20 protein-coding genes are annotated in these 20774 nt (G+C 42.6%); 12 read left to right on the top strand and 8 right to left on the bottom strand.

What is annotated here, in order from left to right:
• Positions 1-414 precede the first annotated feature (414 nt).
• The 12 genes from napA (at position 415) to Q0386_RS08025 (ending at position 11835) form a co-directional block, all read left to right on the top strand.
• Entirely contained in the window at positions 415-3201 is a 2787-nt protein-coding gene (napA, locus tag Q0386_RS08080; RefSeq protein ID WP_299029556.1) for a nitrate reductase catalytic subunit NapA, read from the top strand.
• 2 nt (positions 3202-3203) lie between these two features.
• A complete protein-coding gene (gene napG / locus Q0386_RS08075; protein WP_299029553.1) occupies positions 3204-3968 on the top strand; it encodes a ferredoxin-type protein NapG in 765 nt (254 codons plus the stop codon).
• The gene (gene napH, locus Q0386_RS08070) at positions 3965-4765 is read left to right on the top strand and encodes a quinol dehydrogenase ferredoxin subunit NapH (protein ID WP_299029551.1); all 801 of its coding nucleotides are present in this window, start codon (positions 3965-3967) and stop codon (positions 4763-4765) included. Before napG ends, napH begins: the two co-directional genes overlap by 4 nt.
• Complete coding sequence (locus Q0386_RS08065; RefSeq protein WP_297965414.1) at positions 4762-5382, top strand: nitrate reductase cytochrome c-type subunit; 621 nt, start codon at positions 4762-4764, stop codon at positions 5380-5382. The genes napH and Q0386_RS08065 overlap by 4 nt, the downstream gene beginning before the upstream one ends.
• Positions 5382-5858 (top strand): 4Fe-4S ferredoxin, encoded by a 477-nt coding sequence (locus tag Q0386_RS08060; RefSeq protein WP_299029548.1) that lies wholly within the window; start codon positions 5382-5384, stop codon positions 5856-5858. The genes Q0386_RS08065 and Q0386_RS08060 overlap by 1 nt, the downstream gene beginning before the upstream one ends.
• On the top strand, positions 5855-6826 hold the full coding sequence (locus Q0386_RS08055) for a hypothetical protein (RefSeq protein ID WP_299029546.1): 972 nt from the start codon (positions 5855-5857) through the stop codon (positions 6824-6826). The genes Q0386_RS08060 and Q0386_RS08055 overlap by 4 nt, the downstream gene beginning before the upstream one ends.
• Complete coding sequence (locus Q0386_RS08050) at positions 6823-7170, top strand: chaperone NapD (RefSeq protein WP_002953138.1); 348 nt, start codon at positions 6823-6825, stop codon at positions 7168-7170. The genes Q0386_RS08055 and Q0386_RS08050 overlap by 4 nt, the downstream gene beginning before the upstream one ends.
• Before the next feature lie 69 nt (positions 7171-7239).
• A complete protein-coding gene (locus Q0386_RS08045) occupies positions 7240-7875 on the top strand; it encodes a hydrogenase-4 component G (RefSeq protein ID WP_298791674.1) in 636 nt (211 codons plus the stop codon).
• Complete coding sequence (locus tag Q0386_RS08040) at positions 7862-8329, top strand: hypothetical protein (protein WP_299029543.1); 468 nt, start codon at positions 7862-7864, stop codon at positions 8327-8329. Before Q0386_RS08045 ends, Q0386_RS08040 begins: the two co-directional genes overlap by 14 nt.
• A 304-nt stretch (positions 8330-8633) precedes the next feature.
• Complete coding sequence (locus tag Q0386_RS08035) at positions 8634-9821, top strand: major outer membrane protein (RefSeq protein WP_299029541.1); 1188 nt, start codon at positions 8634-8636, stop codon at positions 9819-9821.
• Positions 9822-9902: 81 nt separating this feature from the next.
• Entirely contained in the window at positions 9903-10466 is a 564-nt protein-coding gene (locus Q0386_RS08030) for a cytochrome c (RefSeq protein WP_241091646.1), read from the top strand.
• A gap of 178 nt (positions 10467-10644) precedes the next feature.
• Positions 10645-11835: a major outer membrane protein gene (locus Q0386_RS08025; RefSeq protein ID WP_298791670.1), complete on the top strand. Its 1191-nt coding sequence runs from the start codon at positions 10645-10647 to the stop codon at positions 11833-11835.
• Positions 11836-12931: 1096 nt separating this feature from the next.
• Here Q0386_RS08025 and Q0386_RS08020 read toward each other — a convergent pair.
• The 8 genes from Q0386_RS08020 to Q0386_RS07985 form a co-directional block, all read right to left on the bottom strand.
• Positions 12932-13369, bottom strand: a complete 438-nt coding sequence (locus tag Q0386_RS08020) for a DNA starvation/stationary phase protection protein (RefSeq protein WP_297965433.1) — start codon at positions 13367-13369, stop codon at positions 12932-12934.
• Between the two features lie 774 nt (positions 13370-14143).
• Positions 14144-15379 (bottom strand): glucose-6-phosphate isomerase, encoded by a 1236-nt coding sequence (locus Q0386_RS08015; protein ID WP_299029533.1) that lies wholly within the window; start codon positions 15377-15379, stop codon positions 14144-14146.
• The gene (gene galU, locus Q0386_RS08010; protein ID WP_299029531.1) at positions 15366-16199 is read right to left on the bottom strand and encodes a UTP--glucose-1-phosphate uridylyltransferase GalU; all 834 of its coding nucleotides are present in this window, start codon (positions 16197-16199) and stop codon (positions 15366-15368) included. The genes Q0386_RS08015 and galU overlap by 14 nt, the downstream gene beginning before the upstream one ends.
• Positions 16200-16650: 451 nt before the next feature.
• The gene (locus Q0386_RS08005; protein ID WP_299029529.1) at positions 16651-17160 is read right to left on the bottom strand and encodes a flavodoxin family protein; all 510 of its coding nucleotides are present in this window, start codon (positions 17158-17160) and stop codon (positions 16651-16653) included.
• The gene (locus Q0386_RS08000; protein ID WP_299029527.1) at positions 17157-18380 is read right to left on the bottom strand and encodes a radical SAM protein; all 1224 of its coding nucleotides are present in this window, start codon (positions 18378-18380) and stop codon (positions 17157-17159) included. The genes Q0386_RS08005 and Q0386_RS08000 overlap by 4 nt, the downstream gene beginning before the upstream one ends.
• The gene (locus tag Q0386_RS07995) at positions 18381-19154 is read right to left on the bottom strand and encodes an energy transducer TonB (protein WP_299029525.1); all 774 of its coding nucleotides are present in this window, start codon (positions 19152-19154) and stop codon (positions 18381-18383) included.
• Positions 19154-19975, bottom strand: coding sequence for an ABC transporter substrate-binding protein (locus tag Q0386_RS07990; RefSeq protein ID WP_299029522.1), 822 nt, complete (start codon positions 19973-19975; stop codon positions 19154-19156). Before Q0386_RS07990 ends, Q0386_RS07995 begins: the two co-directional genes overlap by 1 nt.
• A 30-nt stretch (positions 19976-20005) precedes the next feature.
• Entirely contained in the window at positions 20006-20773 is a 768-nt protein-coding gene (locus tag Q0386_RS07985; RefSeq protein WP_299029520.1) for an ABC transporter ATP-binding protein, read from the bottom strand.
• Position 20774: the final 1 nt, after the last annotated feature.

Here is a 20774-nt window from a genome sequence, read left to right as displayed (position 1 = left end):
AAATTTAGGAGCTTTGCTACGTCAAATTTGATATAATTTTTAAAATTAGCGCTTTTAAAAGGTTAAATTTAAAAATAGACTACTGTTTTTCTACTTGATATATAGCTTTATATTTACAATGAAAAAATGTTACGATTTTACACGTTAAATTTATATTTTAAAAAAAGTTTCTGGGATATTATGGGTTTTGTTATCAAAAAGCATATCAGATTTAGTAAATATAAAGTTTTATATTTATTCGTACTTTTAAGCTTTACACCTAAAATAGGCAAAATAAAGATAATTTTGGTCTTAATTTGAATTCCAAATATTGCCAAAGAATTAGTTATTTTTAATCAACTTAAATTTAGGTTGTAACGGTTAATATCCGCTTAATTTTTAAGAACTATCTTAAAAAATAAACGAGGAGAGAAAATGGATCGACGAGATTTTATAAAAAGCGCCGCCGCTTCAGCCGCGTGCGCGAGTGCGGGCATAGCGCTGCCTAGTTCTATGGCAGCTGCGCAAAACACAGCTGAAAAGGGCTGGCGCTGGGATAAAGCGGCATGTAGGTTCTGCGGAACGGGTTGCGGCGTAATGATCGCAACCAAAGAGGGCAAAATCGTAGCAGTGAAGGGCGACCCTGAAGCACCAGTAAACCGTGGCCTAAACTGCATCAAAGGCTATTTTAACGCCAAGATCATGTACGGCGCGGACCGCATCACTCAGCCGCTTTTACGCGTGAACGAAAAGGGCGAATTTGATAAAAAAGGCAAATTTAAGCCTATTAGCTGGGAAAAAGCCTTTGACATCATGGCTGAAAAATATAAAGAGACCATGAAGAAAAACGGCGTGCATTCAGCCTGCGTTTTTGGCTCGGGTCAATACACTATTTTAGAGGGTTATGCAGCCGTCAAACTATGGAAAGCGGGTATTAGAAGCAACTCTATTGACCCGAATGCTCGCCACTGTATGGCAAGCGCGGTCACTGGCTTTATGCAGACATTTGGTATAGACGAGCCAGCAGGCTGCTATGATGACATCGAGCTAACCGATACTATCGTGGCTTGGGGCGCTAATATGGCCGAGATGCACCCGATACTTTGGGCGCGCGTCAGCGATAAAAAGCTAAGCGACCCTGAGCGCGTAAAGGTCGTAAATTTAAGCACGTATTCGACTAGAACGTCAAATATCGCCGATTCCGAGATTATTTTCGCTCCTTCAAGCGATGTCGCTATCTGGAACTATATCGCTCACGAGATCGTTTATAATCATCCTGAAGCCATCGATTGGGACTACGTAAATAGCCACTGCGTATTTGCGACGGGACCGGTAGATATCGGCTACGGGCTTAGAAATAATCCAAATCATCCTAACTACAATGCCGAAAAAGACGTCATCGAGACCGAACTTAAAAAGACTTTAAGCAAAAACGAGGGCGTGACTCTGGGCTATCTAGGCTATAAAGAGGGTGACGTGATGGAAAATAAAAATACGGCTACCGCGGGCAAACACTGGCAAATCACGTTTGAGGAATTTAAAGAAGCTCTTAAACCTTATACGCTTGACTTCTCCGCTCCGCTAATAAAAGGCGATCCAAACGAGGATTTGGAAGAATTTAAGAAAAAACTAAAGCAACTAGCCGACTGGTACATCGAAAAAGGTAGAAAAGTAGTTAGCTTTTGGACAATGGGCTTTAACCAGCACCAACGCGGTACATGGGTAAACGAGCAAGCCTATATGGTACATATGCTTCTTGGTAAACAAGCAAAACCGGGCGAGGGCGCTTTCTCGCTAACTGGACAACCAAGCGCATGCGGAACGGCACGCGAGGTCGGTACTTTCGTTCATCGCTTGCCTGCGGATATGGTCGTAGATAACGCCGAACACCGCGAAATAAGCGAGAAAATTTGGAAACTTCCTAAAAACACGCTAAATCCGAAAGTCGCCTCCCACTACGTAAAAATGATGCGCGACATGGAAGACGGAAAGATGAAATGGGCATGGGTGCAGGTAAATAACCCATGGCAAAACACCGCAAACGCAAACCACTGGATAAAAGCCGCTCGCGAGATGGATAACTTTATCATCGTCTCAGACCCGTATCCGGGCATCTCGGCTAAGGTTGCCGACCTGATCCTGCCAACTGCGATGATATACGAAAAATGGGGCGCGTACGGTAATGCCGAGCGCCGAACGCAGCACTGGCGTCAGCAAGTCCTTCCGGTAGGCGAAGCGATGAGCGACACGTGGCAAATGCTGGAATTTGCTAAGCGCTTTAAGCTAAAAGAGGTTTGGGGCGAACAAAAAGTGGACGATAAGCTAACGCTTCCAAGCGTGCTAGACGAGGCAAAAGCCATGGGTTATAGCGAAGAAGATACGCTATTTGACGTGCTTTTCGCAAACGAAGAGGCTAAGAGCTATCCTGCAAAAGACGCTATAATGGAAGATTTTGATAACTCTGAAGTTTTCGGCGACAGTAGAAAAATCGTCGGCTCGGACGGCAAAGTGTTTGAGGGCTACGGATTTTTCGTTCAAAAATATCTTTGGGAAGACTACCGCAAATTTGGCTCGGGTCACGGACACGATCTAGCGGACTTTGATACTTATCACAAAGTGCGCGGCCTAAGATGGCCTGTAGTAGACGGCAAAGAAACCCAGTGGAGATTTAACGCCAAATACGATCCGTATGCCAAAAAATACGCCGAAGACGGCAAGCAGTTTGCATTCTACGGCAATAAAAAAGCCAAGTTGCAAAAAGGCGATTTGACCAAAGTAACTAGCGGAGACGAGAAATTTTCTATCGCTAATAAGGCCAAAATTTTCTTCCGTCCTTATATGGATCCGTGCGAGATGCCTGATACTACGTATCCTTTCTGGCTATGCACGGGCCGCGTCTTGGAGCACTGGCACACAGGCACTATGACTATGCGCGTTCCTGAGCTTTACCGCGCCGTACCTGAAGCGCTTTGCTACATGCACGAAGGCGATGCGCAAAAGCTAAATTTACAACATAACGACGTAGTTTGGGTTGAGTCTCGCCGCGGCAAGGTAAAAGCAAGAATTGATCTTCGCGGACGAAACAAAACCCCTTCGGGCCTAGTGTACGTGCCGTTTTTCGATGAAAACGTATATATCAACAAAGTCTGCTTAGATGCGACTTGCCCGATCTCAAAAGAGACCGACTATAAAAAATGTGCGGTTAAAATTTACAAGGCTTAATAATGCAAAATAGAAGAGAGGCTTTAAAATTCGGGTTAAAAGCGATTAGTTTGGTTCTCGCGGGCGGTTTCATCTGGAGTACGCAAACGACGGCTAAAGCCCAAACTCTACTCATCAGACCGCCCGGCGCGCTAAAAGAGAAAAATTTCCTTAGTGAGTGCATACGTTGCGGGCTGTGCGTAGAAGCCTGTCCTTGGGATACGCTTAAGCTTGCGGATTTAGACGACGGATTGCCTTACGGCACTCCGTTTTTTACGCCGCGTAAAATTCCGTGCTATATGTGTCCGGACATCCCGTGCACGGTCGCCTGTCCGACGGGTGCGTTAGACGTGAAGCTGGTAAGCGAAGATAACGGCAAGCTAAATATAAATAAGTCCAAAATGGGTATAGCGGTGCTAGATCCTAATTTTTGCATCGCTTACGAAGGACTTCGCTGCGACGCTTGCTACCGCGCTTGCCCTTTGATAGACAAGGCGTTAAAGCTTGAATACGTTCGCAACGAGCGAACGCAAAAGCATGCGTTTTTTAAACCAGTCGTAGATGCCGACTACTGCACCGGCTGCGGTATGTGCGAGCAAGTTTGCGTGACGCCTAAGGCCTCTATCTTCGTACTTCCGCGCGAAATAGGGCTGGGCTCTAGCAACGAACAGTACGTAAAAGGCTGGGTTGAGGGCGCGGATAAAAAGCTAAAAGACGCTGAGCCAAAAGAGTTTAAAACCGACGAGAAAAAGCTAAACGACTATCTAAACGGCGGAGATTTGCTATGAAATATTTGATTTTAAGAAGAATAAGTCAAATTTTTATTTTGGCTCTATTTTTTGCGAGCAACTATTATGGAGTTAAAATTTTACAAGGCAATCTTAGCTCGTCTTTGCTATTTGGGGTCGTTCCGCTTAGCGATCCGTTTGCGGTTTTGCAGCTGTTTTTAGCGGGTTTTTCTATCGGCTCTACCGCCGTTTTAGGAGCGGGGATAATACTAGCTTTTTATGCTTTTATCGCTCCTAGAGCCTTTTGTAGCTGGGTTTGCCCGGTAAATATCATAACCGAAACCGCTCGCTGGGTCAGAGTAAAGCTTGGCTACGACAAAGATAAAAAATTCGTAAATTTCACGCGAAGCGCGAGATATTACGTTTTGGGATTTACGCTTTTTATCTCGTTAGTCACTTCGGCCCCGGCGTTTGAGGGCGTTAGCTTTATTGGCATTATTCAGCGCGGCGTCATCTACGGCGGTACGCTGTGGCTATTCGTGGCGTTTGGGGTGTTTGCGATAGACGCGTTTATCGGCGATAGATTAGTCTGCTCAAAGCTTTGTCCGCTGGGCGCTTTTTATGCTATAGCAGGCAAATTTGCCCTTATCAGAGTAAAGCACGATGCGGCTAGCTGCACCAACTGCATGAAATGCAAACTAATCTGCCCGGAAAACCAAGTGCTTGGCATCATCGGCAAGCAAAGCGGGTTTATAACCTCGAGCGAGTGCATCAGCTGCGGACGCTGTATAGACGTTTGCGATGACGACGCGCTCAAATTTAACATTAGAAATTTACTAAAGGAGAAAAATCAATGAAGGCGAGAATTTTGGCGGGATTGGCATGCGCCGTCCTCATATTTTCGGGCTGTGCCGAAGCTAAAGAAGAGCAAAAATCATCTAGCTCCGCGCAAACTCAAAAAACGGAGCAGATAAAAACTAATTCCGATAAAAAAGAAAAAGTAAAGCTAAAAGACGGTAAAGACGCCAAAGACTTAAATATCTTGCGCGCCGCTAACGACGTTATCGACGAAGACGATATAAAACTAGCCGATATCAACTGGACCAAACCGGCCGCGGGCGAATCAAAAAGATACGACCGCTCTTTTGAAAACGCTCCGCCGCTAATCCCTCATGATTTAGAAGGACTCATTCCTATCACGGCGGATAATAATATGTGCGTTAGCTGCCATATGCCCGAAGTCGCAAAAGATGTCGGCGCGACTCCGATCCCTAAATCGCACCTTTATAGCATAAGGAATAAAAAGGACCTTGAGGGCAAGCTTAGCGACGACCGCTTTAACTGCACTACGTGCCACGTACCGCAGGCTAACGTAGAGGCTAAATTTAAAAATAACTTTAAGCCTGAGTATCGCGACGCAAACTCGACAAGTCGCTCAAACCTCCTTGACGTGCTAAACGAGGGCGTCAGATAATGACGGCGGACGCTTCGAGGCGTAAAATTTTTTCTAAAATTTTGGGCGGCAAAACCGCTCAAAAATTTATCGCTCCGCCTTATTTTTGCGGCGAATTTAACTGTGTGGATTGCGAAGCGCCTTGCGTTAGCGCTTGCGACAGAGAGCTTTTAAGTCTTGAAAACGAGAGAGTAAATTTTAAATTTAAGTCTTTGGGGTGCAACTTTTGTAAAGAGTGCGCGCTCGCTTGCGAAGAGGCGGGACGAGAGGTTTTAAATTTAAAATTTACAGCTAAAATCGAAGCTAAAATTTTTATCGACGTGCATAGTTGTCTTGCTTGGAACGGCACGATTTGCTGTAGTTGCCAGGACGTTTGCAAATTTAGAGCGATCGATTTTTTAGGCGTTTTTCGCCCGAGCATAAATCAAAAATGCACGGGCTGCGCGCAATGTATGGAAGTTTGCTTCGCGAATAGTATCAAAATGGAGGCGTTATGAGAAAATTTATTTTATTTTTTACGGTGATTTTTTGCTTAAATTTGACCGCAAATTTAGCGGCGGCACCGCTTGAGATCTTGCAACCGTACAAGGTCATAAAAGCGGGTGCAAACGTGATAAGCTCAAATTTGATAGATGAAATTTTATATCTGGGCACGGACGGTAGCGAGCTTGATATCTACGACATAAAGGCGGATAAATTTTTAGAACCGATCAAATTTCGCACAGTCAAAACGCACTTTAGCGACGAAGAGCCTGCAAAGATTTTTAGCATCGACCGGCTGGGCGATATGCTTTTGGTTTTAACCGAGATGGATTACAACGAGCGATATTTGTACGTTTTTAAAAAAGAAAATGACGGCTGGAGCGAGGTTAGCAATATGCATCTAGCTAACAAATCCGCCAAAAAAGCCTTTTTCATAGATGAAAAAACGGCGGTAGTATCGGATTTCGGCAATGAAATTTACTACATCGACCTAGAGAGCAAAAAAGCGGTCTTTAAACATAAATTTTCTATCGCGCTTTACGTTGATTTTGAAATCAACAAAACCCGCGACAAAATCGCTATCGGAGCCGAAAGCGGCGTGATTTATATCTATAATCTAAAAACTCGCCAAACCGAACAAACGCTAAATTTCTTTAAAGACAACATGTACGACATCGACTACAAAAATGACGTCGTAGCCGTGGGCTGCATCGACAAACAAGCAGGCGTTTTTAACGGCGCTATGAGCTATTTTAAGTCCGATTTTATCGTTTATGCGACGGGGCTTAGCGACGACGCCAAAACACTAGCGTATATGAATGGCGAAGAGAGCGATATCCTGGTCTACGACATCGCAAGCAAAACAAAACTCGCGACCGTAAAAACCGGACAGCAAATTTTAAATGAAATTTACCTCTTCGATAACGGTAGGCTAATCAGCATCGCGTACGAAAAAGAGGTTAAATTTTGGAGCGTAAAATGAACATATCAAGTGCGATAGTATATACCAAAGACGGAAACGAAGCCGCCGAGGTGGCTAAAAGAATCGAGCAAGTAAAAGGCTGCGAGGTCATCGCCGCGCAAGACGGCAAGATCGTAGTCGTGATGAGCGCGGAAAATTTAGACGGTGAGATAGAGCTATTTAAAGCGCTAGAGGGTGTAGAGGGCGTCTCAGGAGCCGCGATGATATACAGCTATCAAGAGGATTTGCAACAAGATATCGAAAGCATTAAAAAAAGCGGCAAGATAAGCGAAATTTTACTCGACGAAAACGTCGATGCCAAAGACATCGTATATAACGGTCACGTCGGCGATAGGGTAAAGTAAATTTTTACCCGTTAACTTTATCCTAAATTTGACGATATATAATACAGAATAAAATCTAAAGGATAAAAAATGCAAAGCATGAACGGTTTAAGCCAAAATCCATACATCCCGCAACCTCGCTACGACGTGCAGAACGTCCAAAACTCGGCAAGCGTAGATCAAAATGAAAATATCAAAAGAATGCAAGAAGCCTATGCAAATATCGACGTAAAGCAGCTAACGAATAGCTATTTGTCGCATTTTCAGGCTAGGGCTGACTCAAATGCGAGCTCAAATTTCTTGTCTCAGGTTTCGGCCTTTAATGGTTCTGCAAAATTTAACGATATTTTCGGCGCTCAAAGCAAAAGTATAAATTCTCTAAACGATATCTTGTCCGGTGTCGATTTTAAATCTATCGGCTACGAGGGCAAGCCTATAACGCAACTAAGCCAAAGCGAAGCTAGCGATCTAGTTAGCGAGAATGGATTTTTCGGTATCGCAAATACTGCGGATAGGATTTCAAATTTTATCATTAGCGCCGCCGGAGACGACTTGCAAAAGCTAGAAGCCGGAAAAGAAGGTATGCTAAGGGGCTTTAAAGAGGCTGAGAAAATTTGGGGTGGCGAGCTACCTGAAATTTCGCAAAAAACGATAGAAAAAGCAACGCAAGCCGTAGATAAAAGAATAGCCGAACTTGGTGGGAACGTGCTCAGTGTTCAGGCTTAAGTTTTTAAATTTAGCCGCCGTTTTGCTGGTTTTTAGTGGTTGTGCTTTTTTTGAGCAAAAACCGCCACCAAAAGTCGTCCAAAAACCAGTTATTCAAAAACCTGCGCCCGTTAGAGGCTCATTGCGTGGCGTGATATCAAGCGTAACCTACGACGGTGGCAAATACTGCTACGATATAAAATCAATCGACACTTCAAACGGCAAACTGCCTAGCGGTAAGTACTGTGCGGATAAATTTTACTTTTCTAGCGGAGATACCGTCTATGCAAGCGTTTCGGGCGGACTCGTCACTGAAATGCTGCTCATAAAAAGCGGAACCCATCATGTTATGCATAAAGCAAAAAAAGCGCCGAAATTTAAAAGCCCAAGCTCCACAAAAAGCTCACAGCAAGAAGAAAACAACAAGAAAATCCTAATCGAAGTTCCGAAAAGTGAAAATATCAGCTTTGATTAGCCGTTGATTTACCGAAATATTTTATAATTCTTACAAGCAATCAAAGTTAGAACTCCTTTTAAGAAGGGGATGTGCGTCCCCTTTTTTATCTTTTTATTTCGCAAAAATCCTCGAAATTAAGCTTTCATATTTAAGCTTTGTTGCTAGTATTCTTATTTTAATAATATTAAGTATCAAAAATAGCCTTGTAACAGCTTGATATATTAGTGTTTTATGATTATTTATGTTAAATTTTTGCATTAAGCTTACCACGACCGATTTTGTGCTAAAATTATGACTATAAAACTTTTATAAAGGAGAACTTATGAAACTCGCTAAAATTTCTTTAGCTGCTTTGGTTGCGCTAGGCGCTTTCTCTACTTTAAATGCTACTCCGCTTGAAGAAGCTATTAAAGATGTAGATTTTTCTGGATTTGCAAGATATAGATATACTCACAATAAAGTCCGCTGGAATGGTATGCCAGGCGCATTCAACAAAAATAATGCAAATCATAACTTCCGATTCGTAGGTACTTTTAAGGCTGCTCTTGACGATAACTTCTTTGGTGTTTTGGGTCTAAGATATGCAGCAAATGACGGTTCTGGATTTAATGGCGATACCACCAATACTACAAGCTCATTTGGTGTAAGAGAATTTTATCTTGGCTACAATATAAACAATACTACAATAACAGCTGGCAAGCAATTTGTTAAAACATATTTTGACGATGATTTGGTAGGAACTGGTTTAAGAGTACAAAACACTGATATATCAGGTCTTACTTTGGTTGGTGTTGCTTTTGACGCACTTGAAACCGATAGCATTGACTATGACGGTCGACTACTATCAGGCCTGGCAGGATCAAAAAGCCTTAACTACTATGGCGTGGGTGCAATGGGAAGCTATGATCCTGTAAACTTTAAAGCTTGGTGGGCATATCTTGAGGATACCGCAAATTTATTTGCAGCTGATGCGGCTTTGAAATTTGACCTAGATGCAGTAAAACTAGGCTTACAGGCACAATATGTTCACAATGAGTCAGACGACAATAACTTTGGTGATGCAAATTTCTTTGCAGCTAAAGGTGATGTAGGATTTGCTGGAGTCGGTTTAAATGCAGGTTATATCTACTATAAGGCTAAAGACGATAAAAAATCTTTCGTAACTGTTGAAGATAACGGCAAGTTAATCAATCCGGGTAAACTACTTAACTCGGTAATGAACGGTAGCGCTCAATACTACAACAATATCAAAGACAAAAACGATTATTGGTTTATCGGAGCGTCATATAAAATTAACGAGTTTGGCTTGTATGCTAACTATATCGATGGCAAAGGCTATAGCTATAGATACAACAAGAGAGTTGATAGAGACGAGTGGAACGTCGGCGGTAGCTATGCTTACAGCAAAAAACTTAATTTCTCTACATTCTATGCAGCAGCTAAAGAAAAAGACGGAGATCATAAAAATAAACACGACCGCATAAGATTCGAAGCCAAATACAGCTTCTAATCAAAAAAGCTAGTTTTATGCTATAATCCCAAGCAAATTTCCATTTGCTTGGGATTTTTAAATTTATCAAAAAGGTTTTTCATGAAATTTATGCATTTTTCGCTTTTAGCATGTCTTTTGACTTTTTCTTTAAATGCTGCAGACGAGCCGAGTTATATATTTGAGGCAAAGGGTGAATTTGCAAAAGAGCTAAAAAGTTTGGTAGAAAAATATTCTAAAGACGAAAATATAAGTATAAACGTTTATGAAAAAGCTCCTGAGACTGATAGTGGCGGCAAGTTTTTAAATATCGGCGTAGATACCAAAAGAAGGTATAGTGTGGAAAAAGGTCGCGAACTGTATGCTAAAAATTGCGCTTCTTGTCACGGCGAAGATGGGAATAAAAGAGCTTATGGCACATCCAAAAAGTTAACTAAAGTAAGTGCAGAGGATATAGAGGCTGCTTTTTCTGGTTATCTAAACGATTCTGACTATGGCGGAAATATGAGAAATCTAATGAAAACCGTTGCCGCCAAAACAAAATATAGCGACCTTGGGGCAATTATTGCTTTTTTAAAGGGCAAAGATGCTTTGCAATACAAGGGAAGCGAACAGGAAAACTCTGACGTCTCTACTACTCCTACTCAAGGAAGCTACTTAAAATAATCCAATTTGCCGGGTCGATTTGGCTCGGCATATTAAAAATATTTCAAATTTTAAATCCCTATAGTATATTTTAGTAAACGCTCGGTAATATTCCAAAGAAATATAAAATTTTTAAGCTTATTAAAGGCTAGATTATGTTAAGATTCCACAATATTAAATCTTATTTGAGGAGAAAATAATGAAAATTGCTAAAATTTCATTAGCTGCTTTGGTTGCACTAGGTGCTTTTTCAACTGTAGCGAGTGCTACGCCGCTTGAAGAGGCGATCAAAAATGTAGATCTTTCTGGATATGCAAGATATAGATATAATAACGTTACAGTTAAGAAAGCTAACGGTGTAAAAGATAATACGACTGCACATCACCAATTTAAATCAGAATTTTCTTTTAAAGCTGCTTTAGATGATAATTTCTTTGGTGTTTTAACACTTAGATATAATTCCAACGACAGCTCTGCTTTTAATGCAGATGGACGCAGCGATAGAACAGATACAACAAGTCCATTTAACGTAAAAGAATTTTACCTTGGATATAACGTAGGTAACACTACAATAACTGCAGGTAAGCAAACCATAGGTTCATTCTTTACTGATGATGCTGTAGGCACTGGCGTCAGAGTTGAAAATAGAGATATTACAGGCTTGACTCTAACTGCATTTGCTTTTGATGCATTAGAAAATAACGGCGAGAGCGATGGTGCTATTTACACTAATGCCCCTGGTATCTTTAATAACAACCTATATGCGGTAGCCGCTATCGGCTCTTATGATCCGGTAAGCTTCCAACTATGGTATGCATCTTTGGTTGATTCTGTTAACCTCATCATAGGTGACGTAAACTTTAGTCTTAATATTACTGATGATGTAAATATCGGTGCTCAAGTTCAGTATGCACATGCTGATATAGACAATAATGTTGGCGTAAACTTTAAAGATACGGATTTCTATGCAGGTGAACTTGGTACAAAAGTATTTGGCGCTGATGTAGCTGCTGGTTATATCGGATATAAAGTTCATGACAAAGAAAAAGGTTTTGTAAGCCTAGAGGATCAAGGTTCATTTATAGATGTAGGTGAGATAAAATCTGCTCTTGATTATACTGCTCTTGAAGGTAAAGCTAACTTCTGGTTCTTGAAAGCAGGATACACTTTTGCTGAGAAATTTAGAGTCGGTGGCGATTATTCTAATGGTAAAGTTAAACTTGCTTCAGGCGATAAAGAGAAATATCAAGAGTATGTAGCAAGACTAACTTATGACTATAGTGCTAAACTTCAGTTCTCAAGCTTCTATGCGTATGAGATTAACAAGCACCAAGATGACTCAAAAGATAAAACTAAACAGCTAAGATTCCAAGCTAAATACACATTCTAATTTTAAATATCTCGGGTTTATCCCGAGATATCTCCTTTCTATAGGTCTTTATGTTATACTTTTCAAAAAATAAGGCACAAATCCTTACTTGACTTTTAAAGTTATCTAGAAAGTATTTGATAAAATTTGCAAGCCCAAACACCCAAATAAAACATCCAAATCACTGCATTATATGATAAACTAATTTTAGGCTCAAGATAAGGAGGATTCTCTCTTGTCATCTTTGGTAAAATATGATAGAAAGTTTTTGTATTTTTACTGTTATTGAGCCCAAATTCACGCTCTTTTAATGAAGCAACAACTCTCTTTCTCTTAGCCTTCCTGTATCACTATGGTGTTGCTACGCTTTAGAGAAGATTCTTTTAATTTTAGACAATCCTAACATAATCCCAAAAATTTTCTCGACCTTTTATGTGGTTTTACTGTTGACTTCTTGCAAAATAGCAGGCTAGTCCATTCTTTGAATATTTTACTCTACAACGAATCTTTGCTCGCTAATCAATCTAACCATCATAGGCTTTTCCAATGGTCTCAATAAATTATAGTATCGGTATTAGTTCATTTGTAGAGTAGTTTTTAATTATTTGGGTATAGATCTTGCCGTCATGCTTTGGCTTTCCGAATATATGCGTTTTATTTACTCCTACCTTTCTTGCTTTTAAATGGCTATAGTCAATCTCTATCTTGTGGCTAAAATTACTTATTTTAACTTCGCTACGCTCGTTACTATTCAAGAGCTCGCACTTTTTTGATAATAAAATTCTGATTTTTTTAGTTATTTTATTGATTCTTTTTTCTAAGATTTTAGTAAATTCCGCTATTTTAGTATCTTCTATGCCAAATGAAAAATATTATAAAATTCTCTAAATTTCGTCTCTGAAATTCTGAAACGAACCATATGCTTATTTTTTAACTTCGCTACGCTCGTTACTTTTTAAAAATATAGTTCTCATTGCAACTCAATGCTATTTATGTTTATATTAAGTTTCTGCTTGTTTTGAAAATGTTAAAGATAAAAAGATAACTAAGTTGATATTTTGTAGAAAATAAAATTTGAAAGAAAAAAGAATAGAAAAAGGGGCTTGCGCCCCAAAAATTAAGCCAAAGTAGCCTTTAGCATCCAGATAGCTTTTTCATATTTTGCGATTTGATCTTGCGCCATATTTACGGTCGTGCTGTCTTTTGCTTCTTCAGCTACTTCTTCTAGCTTTTTAAATTCACCCAGCAAGTGCTCATACTCGGCCAAAACGCCTTTTAGAACCTCGGTCGGAGTGTAGCTATCTTTATTGTCAGTTTTTGGATGCGCTAGTTTGTTTAGCTCTTCTATTTTGGTGATAGCTCTACCGCCTAGTTGTATAGCACGCTCAGCGACGTCGTCGAATATCTCCGCCATATCTTCATAAGCTTTCTCGGTGTATTCGTGTACGCTAAAGAACTGAATACCTTTTACATACCAGTGGTAGTCGTGAAATTTAACGAATAACGCATGAGCATCAGCTTGGATTTGATTTAATTGAGTAACAACTTTTGACATTTTGTCTCCTTTGATTTGATTTATGGTGAAATTATAGCATATAAAACTTAAAAAAAAATAATTCGCAAATAATAAAAATTATTGTTTGTGAGTAAATTTTGGAATTTGTTTACACTGTTTTGCCGGATATAGACAAGCATTGCTATGCGGTATGAAAAACAAGTTTAACTTTTGATCAGGAAAAATTAATTCTTTTGAGAATTCTTGCATTAAATTTAGAGTATGTAAGAATGTAAATTTTGTAACTAGATAGCATGGGTTTGAAAAATCATAAGATGATACATGACGAAAGCCTAAATTTACCTACAAGTGCGTTTGTTGAGTGCCATTTTGATAAGTAAAATTTTAGAATTTTACAAACAAATTTGACTAACTACGGGTTTGTGTTAAAACAGTATCTCCGATATGCTTTCTGGCGTAGGTAAGCAGGCGAGGTAAAAATTTATTGCAAAACACGCCCGTTTGCTAACATTATAAAGTGATAAAAAAAGGCATAATGTTACACAAATTTATAGTTAGAGTCGTTGTAGCACTGCAAATAAAAGCGAATAAAAAGTCGTGTCGCGAGGCGGCTCATTACTTTGTTTGCCAACACTGACGGATACGCATTAAATTTCCACCTCAAATTTGCTAAAACAAAACTGTGCAAATTTAAATCCAAAATTACTAGCGATACTGCAAACACAAGCTTGTAGATTAAAAATTTACGTGAGCTAACGCTACATTTTCACAAAGCAAAATTCGCGTCAAATTTGCACTCTCTAGAGCCGCGCTTTAGTCTTGCTTGCCCGCCGTTAGCATCGTCTTTAGTATGCGCTTACCGACCTCAACACCCGGCTGATCGTAGGTGTTTATGCCTAGCATTATGCCCGTAGCAGATGTGAGAAGCTCGAAATAATAAATCAAAAATCCCGCGCTCGCCTCGTCTAGCCACTCAAGCTCGATGACGTCTACGCTGATGCCTTCTTGCACGAGCGCGTGCATAGTGGCACTGCACTGAGCGTTGATTAGCTCGCCCAAATTTAGCTCGTTTACGAAGTCGCAGCCCTCAAGGCCGTTTAGGCTAATGTTTGGTATCGCAGTGTTTGCGTCTGCGGCGGCCACTTTGATAAAGGTTACCGTCTTGTCCTTTACTCCATCCATGATGAGCTGCAAAAAGCTGTGCTGATCGCGCGAACCGATGAGTCCGACCGGAGTGAGTCCGTAGCGCTTGTAGCCCTTTTTCTTGCCTAGGCTCTCCGCCCACAGCTGCACGTACCAGTCGTTAAACTCCAAAAATCTATCGCCGTAGCTAAATATCACGTTGATTTTGGCGTTTTTGTGCGTCGCGTAGTGATAGGCTTTTTGCAGTAGCGTATCGTTGCCGTCCTCTAAAAATCGCCTCTTGCACGCTCGCGCGCCTTCCAGTAGCGCCGCCGCGTCGTATCCGCACAGCATTAGCGGTACAAGACCGATCGCGCTAAGCACGCTAAATCTGCCGCCGACGTTTTTTGGGATATTAAAAAATTTGATGTCGTTTTGCTTGGCGTAGGCTTCTAGCGGCGAGGCTGGGTCGGTGATGACGATGAAATTTTGGCTCAAATTTGAGGGCTTAAAGCGCGCCAAGATGCACTTAAATAGCGTAATCGTCTCGATCGTGGTGCCTGATTTTGACGAAATGATAAAAAGCGTTTCGTCAAATTTGATGCTCTCGCAAACGCTCTCAAAGCTAAAGGCGTCGACGTTATCGAGGAAATAAAGCTCTCGCTCACGGCTCCTTTTAGCGCCTGAAAGCATCGTTTTTAGCGCCTTGACGCCTAGACTACTACCGCCAATACCCACTAGCACGACGCTTTTTATGTGCGCGAGCGTCGCCTCATACTCGGCGATTTCGCTTAGTAAATTTGCGCCGATTTCCGGTAGGTGATAGTAGCCGATCTCGCCGCCTTTTAGCTCGTCGTTCATGCGTTTGGCATAGGAGCCGATCGCGCTTAGCGGCGTACGCTCGAAAAATAGCTCATTTTTTAGCATTTTTGCCTAGCTCGTAGAAGAAATTAGTCGCCTGCACGAAGCCCTCGACGCTACCGCAGTCAAAGCGCTTGCCCTTAAATTTATACGCCAGCACCATGCCGTCTTTGGCCTGCTCTTTTAGTGCGTCGGTGATTTGCACTTCGCCGTTTTTGCCGGGCTTGGTGCGCTCTAGGATCGTGAAGATGTCGGGCGTGAGGATATAGCGACCGATGACGGCGAGGTTGCTTGGAGCTTCTTTTGGGTCCGGTTTTTCGACCATGTCGCCCACCATCAGTAGATCATCCTCTATCGCGCGACCCGTGACGATGCCGTAGTTTTTGCTTTGCTCGATCGGCACTTCCATGACGGCGACGATGCTGCAGCGGTACTTTTCGTAGATTTTTACCATTTGAGATAGCACGCCTTCGCCCTCTTCGTTTATGCAGAGGTCATCTGCTAGCACCACGCCAAAAGGCTCGTCTCGCACGAGGACTTTACCCGTGTGGATCGCGTTTCCTAGGCCTCGCATGCTCTCTTGACGCGTGAATGAAAACGTGCAGCGCGCCATCAGTTCGCGGATATCGACGAGTAGGTGCTCTTTGTTTGTGCCTGAGATCTGATGCTCTAGCTCGTAGCTGATATCAAAATAATCCTCCAGCGCGCGTTTGCCGCGACCCGTGATGAAAGCCATGTTTTTCATGCCGGCCTCCAGCGCCTCGTCCACGCCGTAGTGAATGAGCGGTTTTGTGAGGATCGGCAACATCTCTTTTGGTAGCGATTTAGTCGCGGGCAAAAATCTCGTGCCGTAGCCCGCAGCCGGAAATAAACAAGTCTGTATCATAATTTTCCTTTTAATTTTTTAGGAGATTATAGCGAGTTTTGGCTAATTTGGAGTATCAAGGTAGAAATTTGCAGCTTGTCTTGATAGCATTTTTTACTCGCCGAGACCCGCATCTTGAAAATGCAAAATTTGGTTTAATCAAATTTAGAAAAGTTCATTTTTTTGTTTAGGCGAAGGGGCTTGAATTACGCTCTGCTTTGCAGCTCTCAAAGAGAGTGCAAGCATAAGGCAAGGCAAAGCCGAAGCAAAAGAGCTCCATTGCTCCTTAGTAAATTCCCCAACCCCTACGACGTGAGAGGTTGCTGAACTGCGTGCAGGTTAAATTTAGCACTTTCAAGATACGGGCCTGGGTGAGTAAAATTTAAAATAAATCCAAAAAATAGGGCGCAAATTTATGAGTTTAAAACGCGCCCGCTTTTTGAGCAAATTTGACCGCCAAGCGGCGGCAAATTTATATCCCTTTAAACGCTGCTTTTGCGTTTTCTAGGTCGTTTGCGTCGGGGTGAGTCGCGGCTCTTGCCCATCTGGCTTCGCGCTCCGGAGTTACGGCGTAGCGCGGGTCGTTGGGTGCTGCTTCGCCCATTTTACGTAGTTGCTCGATGACTTTTGGATCGATCGCGCCTTGGCAGTAAAACTCTCGTAAAATTTCATTTTCGCCCTCTCGTAGCACGACTTTTGCCTTTTCTAGGCAGTTCATCGCATGCTCGTGCTCGGGATCCATACCTAGCGTCATAAACAGGCCGACTTTTTTGCCCTTTATCTCGTGCAAAAAGCGTTTAAATTTAGGCTCCGCGTCGCCCTTATCGACGTAAAAACCAAGCGCGATAAAGTCGTATCGGTCCAAATTCAGATGCAGATCCTCGCTAAATTTGACCGCTTCGCAGCCAAGCTCGTTTGCGATGGCAAGACCGACTTTCTCGGTATTTCCAGTCGTGCTCGTGTAGATAACTATTTTTTTCATTCAAAGTCCTTTTGTGAGATATTTGCTACTTCGGTGCCGATCGACATACCCCAAAATACGCCATCCGTCGTGTAGTTTAAAAAGCCGTTTTCTATGAGCATATAGCCTTTGCTTTCGCATTTTTTGAAAAACTCCATTAGCGTGCTAAAGGTCTCATCGCTAACCAGGCTTTTTACCTGCGCGAGGTCGATTTTTGGGTACATAAAGAGGCTTTTTAGCCGCGCTTCGGCACGCTGTTTATCGTCTACTTTGTTTATCATACGCATTTTTTCTTTAGCGTTATAGATGTCGTAGTAGCCTAGCTTTCCGCCCGAGCCCCTACCTAACGGCAGGATATCGGCACCCTCGTGGCTTAGGCGGATGTACTGATAGCGGTCGCGGCCGATGCGGTTAAATTTAGTATGCTCTAGCACCTCGTAGTTGCCCGTACCTAGTAGCTTTTCAAAGAAAGCGTTATGCAGCTCGCGTTCGTAATTTACGTCGTAATAATCCTGCGACACGGTCTTTGCGAGTTCTGATTTTTCAAAAAGCTGAAGCGAATAAAAACTTGTGCTGTCGATCTTTAGCTCATCGACTAGGCGGGCGTCCTCTAGCACTTCGTCTATAGTTTGCTCGGGGTAGTTAAATATAATATCCGTGCAAACCATGCCGCTAAAATTTTGCCTGATCATTTTTAGGTGCTCTATCGCGCCTTTTTTGTCGTGGACGCGGTTTAGCAGCTTGCGGCCTTTGTCCGAAAAGGTCTGCACGCCGATGCTAAAGCGGTTTACGCCTAGGCTTTCTAGTAGGCGCACTTTGCTTAAATTTAGATTGTGTAGCGTGGTTTCTAGGCTAAATTCGCAGTCGTCTGAGATATTAAAATTTGATCGCAGAGCTGTGATAATGGGCTCTAGGTGCTTTTCTTTTAGTATCGTAGGAGTTCCGCCGCCAAAATAGACGCTGCGGATATTTTTAGCTTGTAGATACGGGAATTTGCCGTATTTCCTGGTCTCGCCCAGCAGATACTGCGTGTAGCTGTCTAGCTCGTCTTCTAGCTTCGTGCGGTTCATCGAGCAAAACGAGCAGATATTATCGCAAAAAGGCACGTGGATATAGATCACGCCGTCCTTTTGCGTCGGCAACTCCTCGGTTAAAAATTTCTCCACCTCGGCGTTAGTCGCCATCTTTATTTTTTTAGGACGCGTCGGTCCGGCGTGCCCTTTTTGCCTGGTTTCAAACATCTATTCCTCCGTTTTGAACTCGTAAGGTTTGGTAATTATACAATGCGAAATATTTTTTAATGCTTTAATTTCTAACTCCTTTGTTATTTTCACCGCTTCGTCGTTAAAAATTTTATTTTTTCCTCGAACGGCTATTATCTTTATCTCCCCGTCAAATTTAAAATCAACCTCGACTCTAAACGTCCCGCTTAGCCGCAGCATGAGTGCTTTTTTGGGATATTTGGCCTCCGGTTCGCGCGCCACGGTAAAGCCCACGCCCTCTTTGCACGCGTTTTGCTCTTTTGTTTCGCCGCTATCTTGCGCGGCGGACTGCTTTGCGGGGACTAAATTTGAGCTAGGCTGCGCGCTTTGCTCGGCGGGTAAAATTTGAGTCGGCGCGGGCGTCGGTTCAAATTTAGACTCCTCTTTTACCGTTTGCGCCGGCTTTGGCAAGATTTGCTTTTTTATTTTGGGTTTTGGGGGTTGCTTTTTATCCTCCTTTGGCTTTTTGGGTTCCGGCTCTACCGGCTTTGGCTCGGGCTGTAAAATTTCGGGCTCTGGCTCAAATTTGACCGGTTCGAGCTGCGTTTCTTGCAGCCATTCCATAGGTTTTTCTAGCGGCTCCGCGCTTTGAGGCGGGAGCTGCTCTCTAGTCTCTTTGCTGGGCTCTTCTTGCGTCAAATTTAGCTTTATCTTTATCGTTTCTTGCGGTTTTGCGCTCTCTATCTGGCGCGAGTTTAACGGCAAAAAAAGCAGAGCTAAATTTAAAACGAGAGAGACTAGAAAATAGCGCATTATTTACTTAGCATCTCGTAAAATTTATCTATGGCTTCGCCTATGCGAGGCGTGCCTCTAAGTAGCATCGATGAGGGCACGGTGAGTACTTTGCCGTTTTTGGCGGCGTTCGTTTTTTTAAGCACCGGATTTTGTTTTAGGAAATTTTCGCCATCGCCGCCCATACCGCCGATAACGACGATGAAGTCAGGATTTTGCGACAAGATAAACTCTGTCGATACGATCGGAGTCGAGCCCTCTACGCTATCGGCGATGTTTTTTAGTCCGAGTTTGGTAAAGATATCGCCCGGCAGCGTCTTTGAGCTAAAGCCCGTAAGCGGCGTCGAGGAAAATAACGCGAGTATCTTTTTGCCCTTTACTCCGCTGTTTGCAAAAGAGTCGATTTTGGATTTTATCTCGTTTACGACTTCGCTCGCTTTTTGTTCCTTGCCCGTTACTTTGCCGATTTCTTCGATATTTTTGTAGATATCGCCGACGCTATCTGCTCTTAGCGTGAGGGTTTTTAGGTTAAATTTAGCAAGGCTCTCGTTTACGTTTGCCGAGTGAAAGCTGGTGACAACGAGATCAGGCTTTAGCTCGACGATCTGCTCGATATTTGGCTTCGTGTACGTGCCTACGCTTTTTAGCTTTACGGTTTGATCCTCGGGCCAAATTTTAGAAAACTGAAGCGTAGCGATGGCCGCTAGCTGATCCTGCGCGCCTAGCATATAGACTATCTCGACGACTGATGGGTCTAGTACGACTAGTTTTTTGGGTGCGTTTGCGGTTAAATTTGCCAAAAGACAACTGGCTACAAGTAAAAGTGCGGCTATTTTTTTCATAGAAAATCCTTTCAAATTTGATTTGTAAATTTATCGCTTTACGGGCACTACGAACGGCATGCCGCCGTGCTCTAAAATTTCGCAGTCTAGCCCGTAAATTTCATGCAAAATTTCTTTCGTATAAAGCTGCTTTGCCGTGCCTGCGTAGCGTATCTCGCCGTCTTTTAGCATCACGATTTCGTCGCAAAACATAGCGGCTAAATTTAGATCGTGCAGCACGGCTACGGAGAGTAAATTTAGCTCTCTAGTCAAATCCTCGCAGATCTTTAACATCTGAACCCCGTAGTTTAGATCTAGCGCGCTCGTAGGCTCGTCAAGGAGCAAAATCTTAGGCTCGCTAACTAGCGCTCTAGCTAGCAGCACTCGCTGAAATTCGCCGCCGCTTAAGGAGTGGGCGCTGCGTTTAGCAAACCGCTCTACGTCAAGCAGGCGCATGATCTCGTAGGTTTTGGCTACGTCGTTTGCGTCGTATCCGCTAAACTGGCTTTTTAGGTGACAAAAGCGCCCCGTTAGCACGATATCCTCGACCGTTAGAGGCATGCTTAGAACCGTTTTTTGAGGGACGAAGCCTAAAATTTTAGCCAGCTCTTTTAGCGAATAATCCTCCAGCTTTTTGTTTTCTAGAGTTATTACGCCGCTATTTGGCGATAAAATTTTTAGGATGTTTTTTAAAAGAGTGGATTTGCCGCAGCCGTTTGGACCTAAAATGCCTACGAACCTACCGTTTTTGAGGCTTAAATTTACGTTTTTTAGTATCTCTCTTTTGCCGTAGCTAAAGCATAGTTTTTCTACTTTCACC

Origin of the sequence: uncultured Campylobacter sp. (assembly GCF_938045625.1) — a bacterium.
Taxonomy (GTDB): domain Bacteria; phylum Campylobacterota; class Campylobacteria; order Campylobacterales; family Campylobacteraceae; genus Campylobacter_A.
The sequence above is the reverse complement of the archived record's forward strand: the minus strand, read 5'-3'. Positions and strand labels throughout refer to the sequence as shown.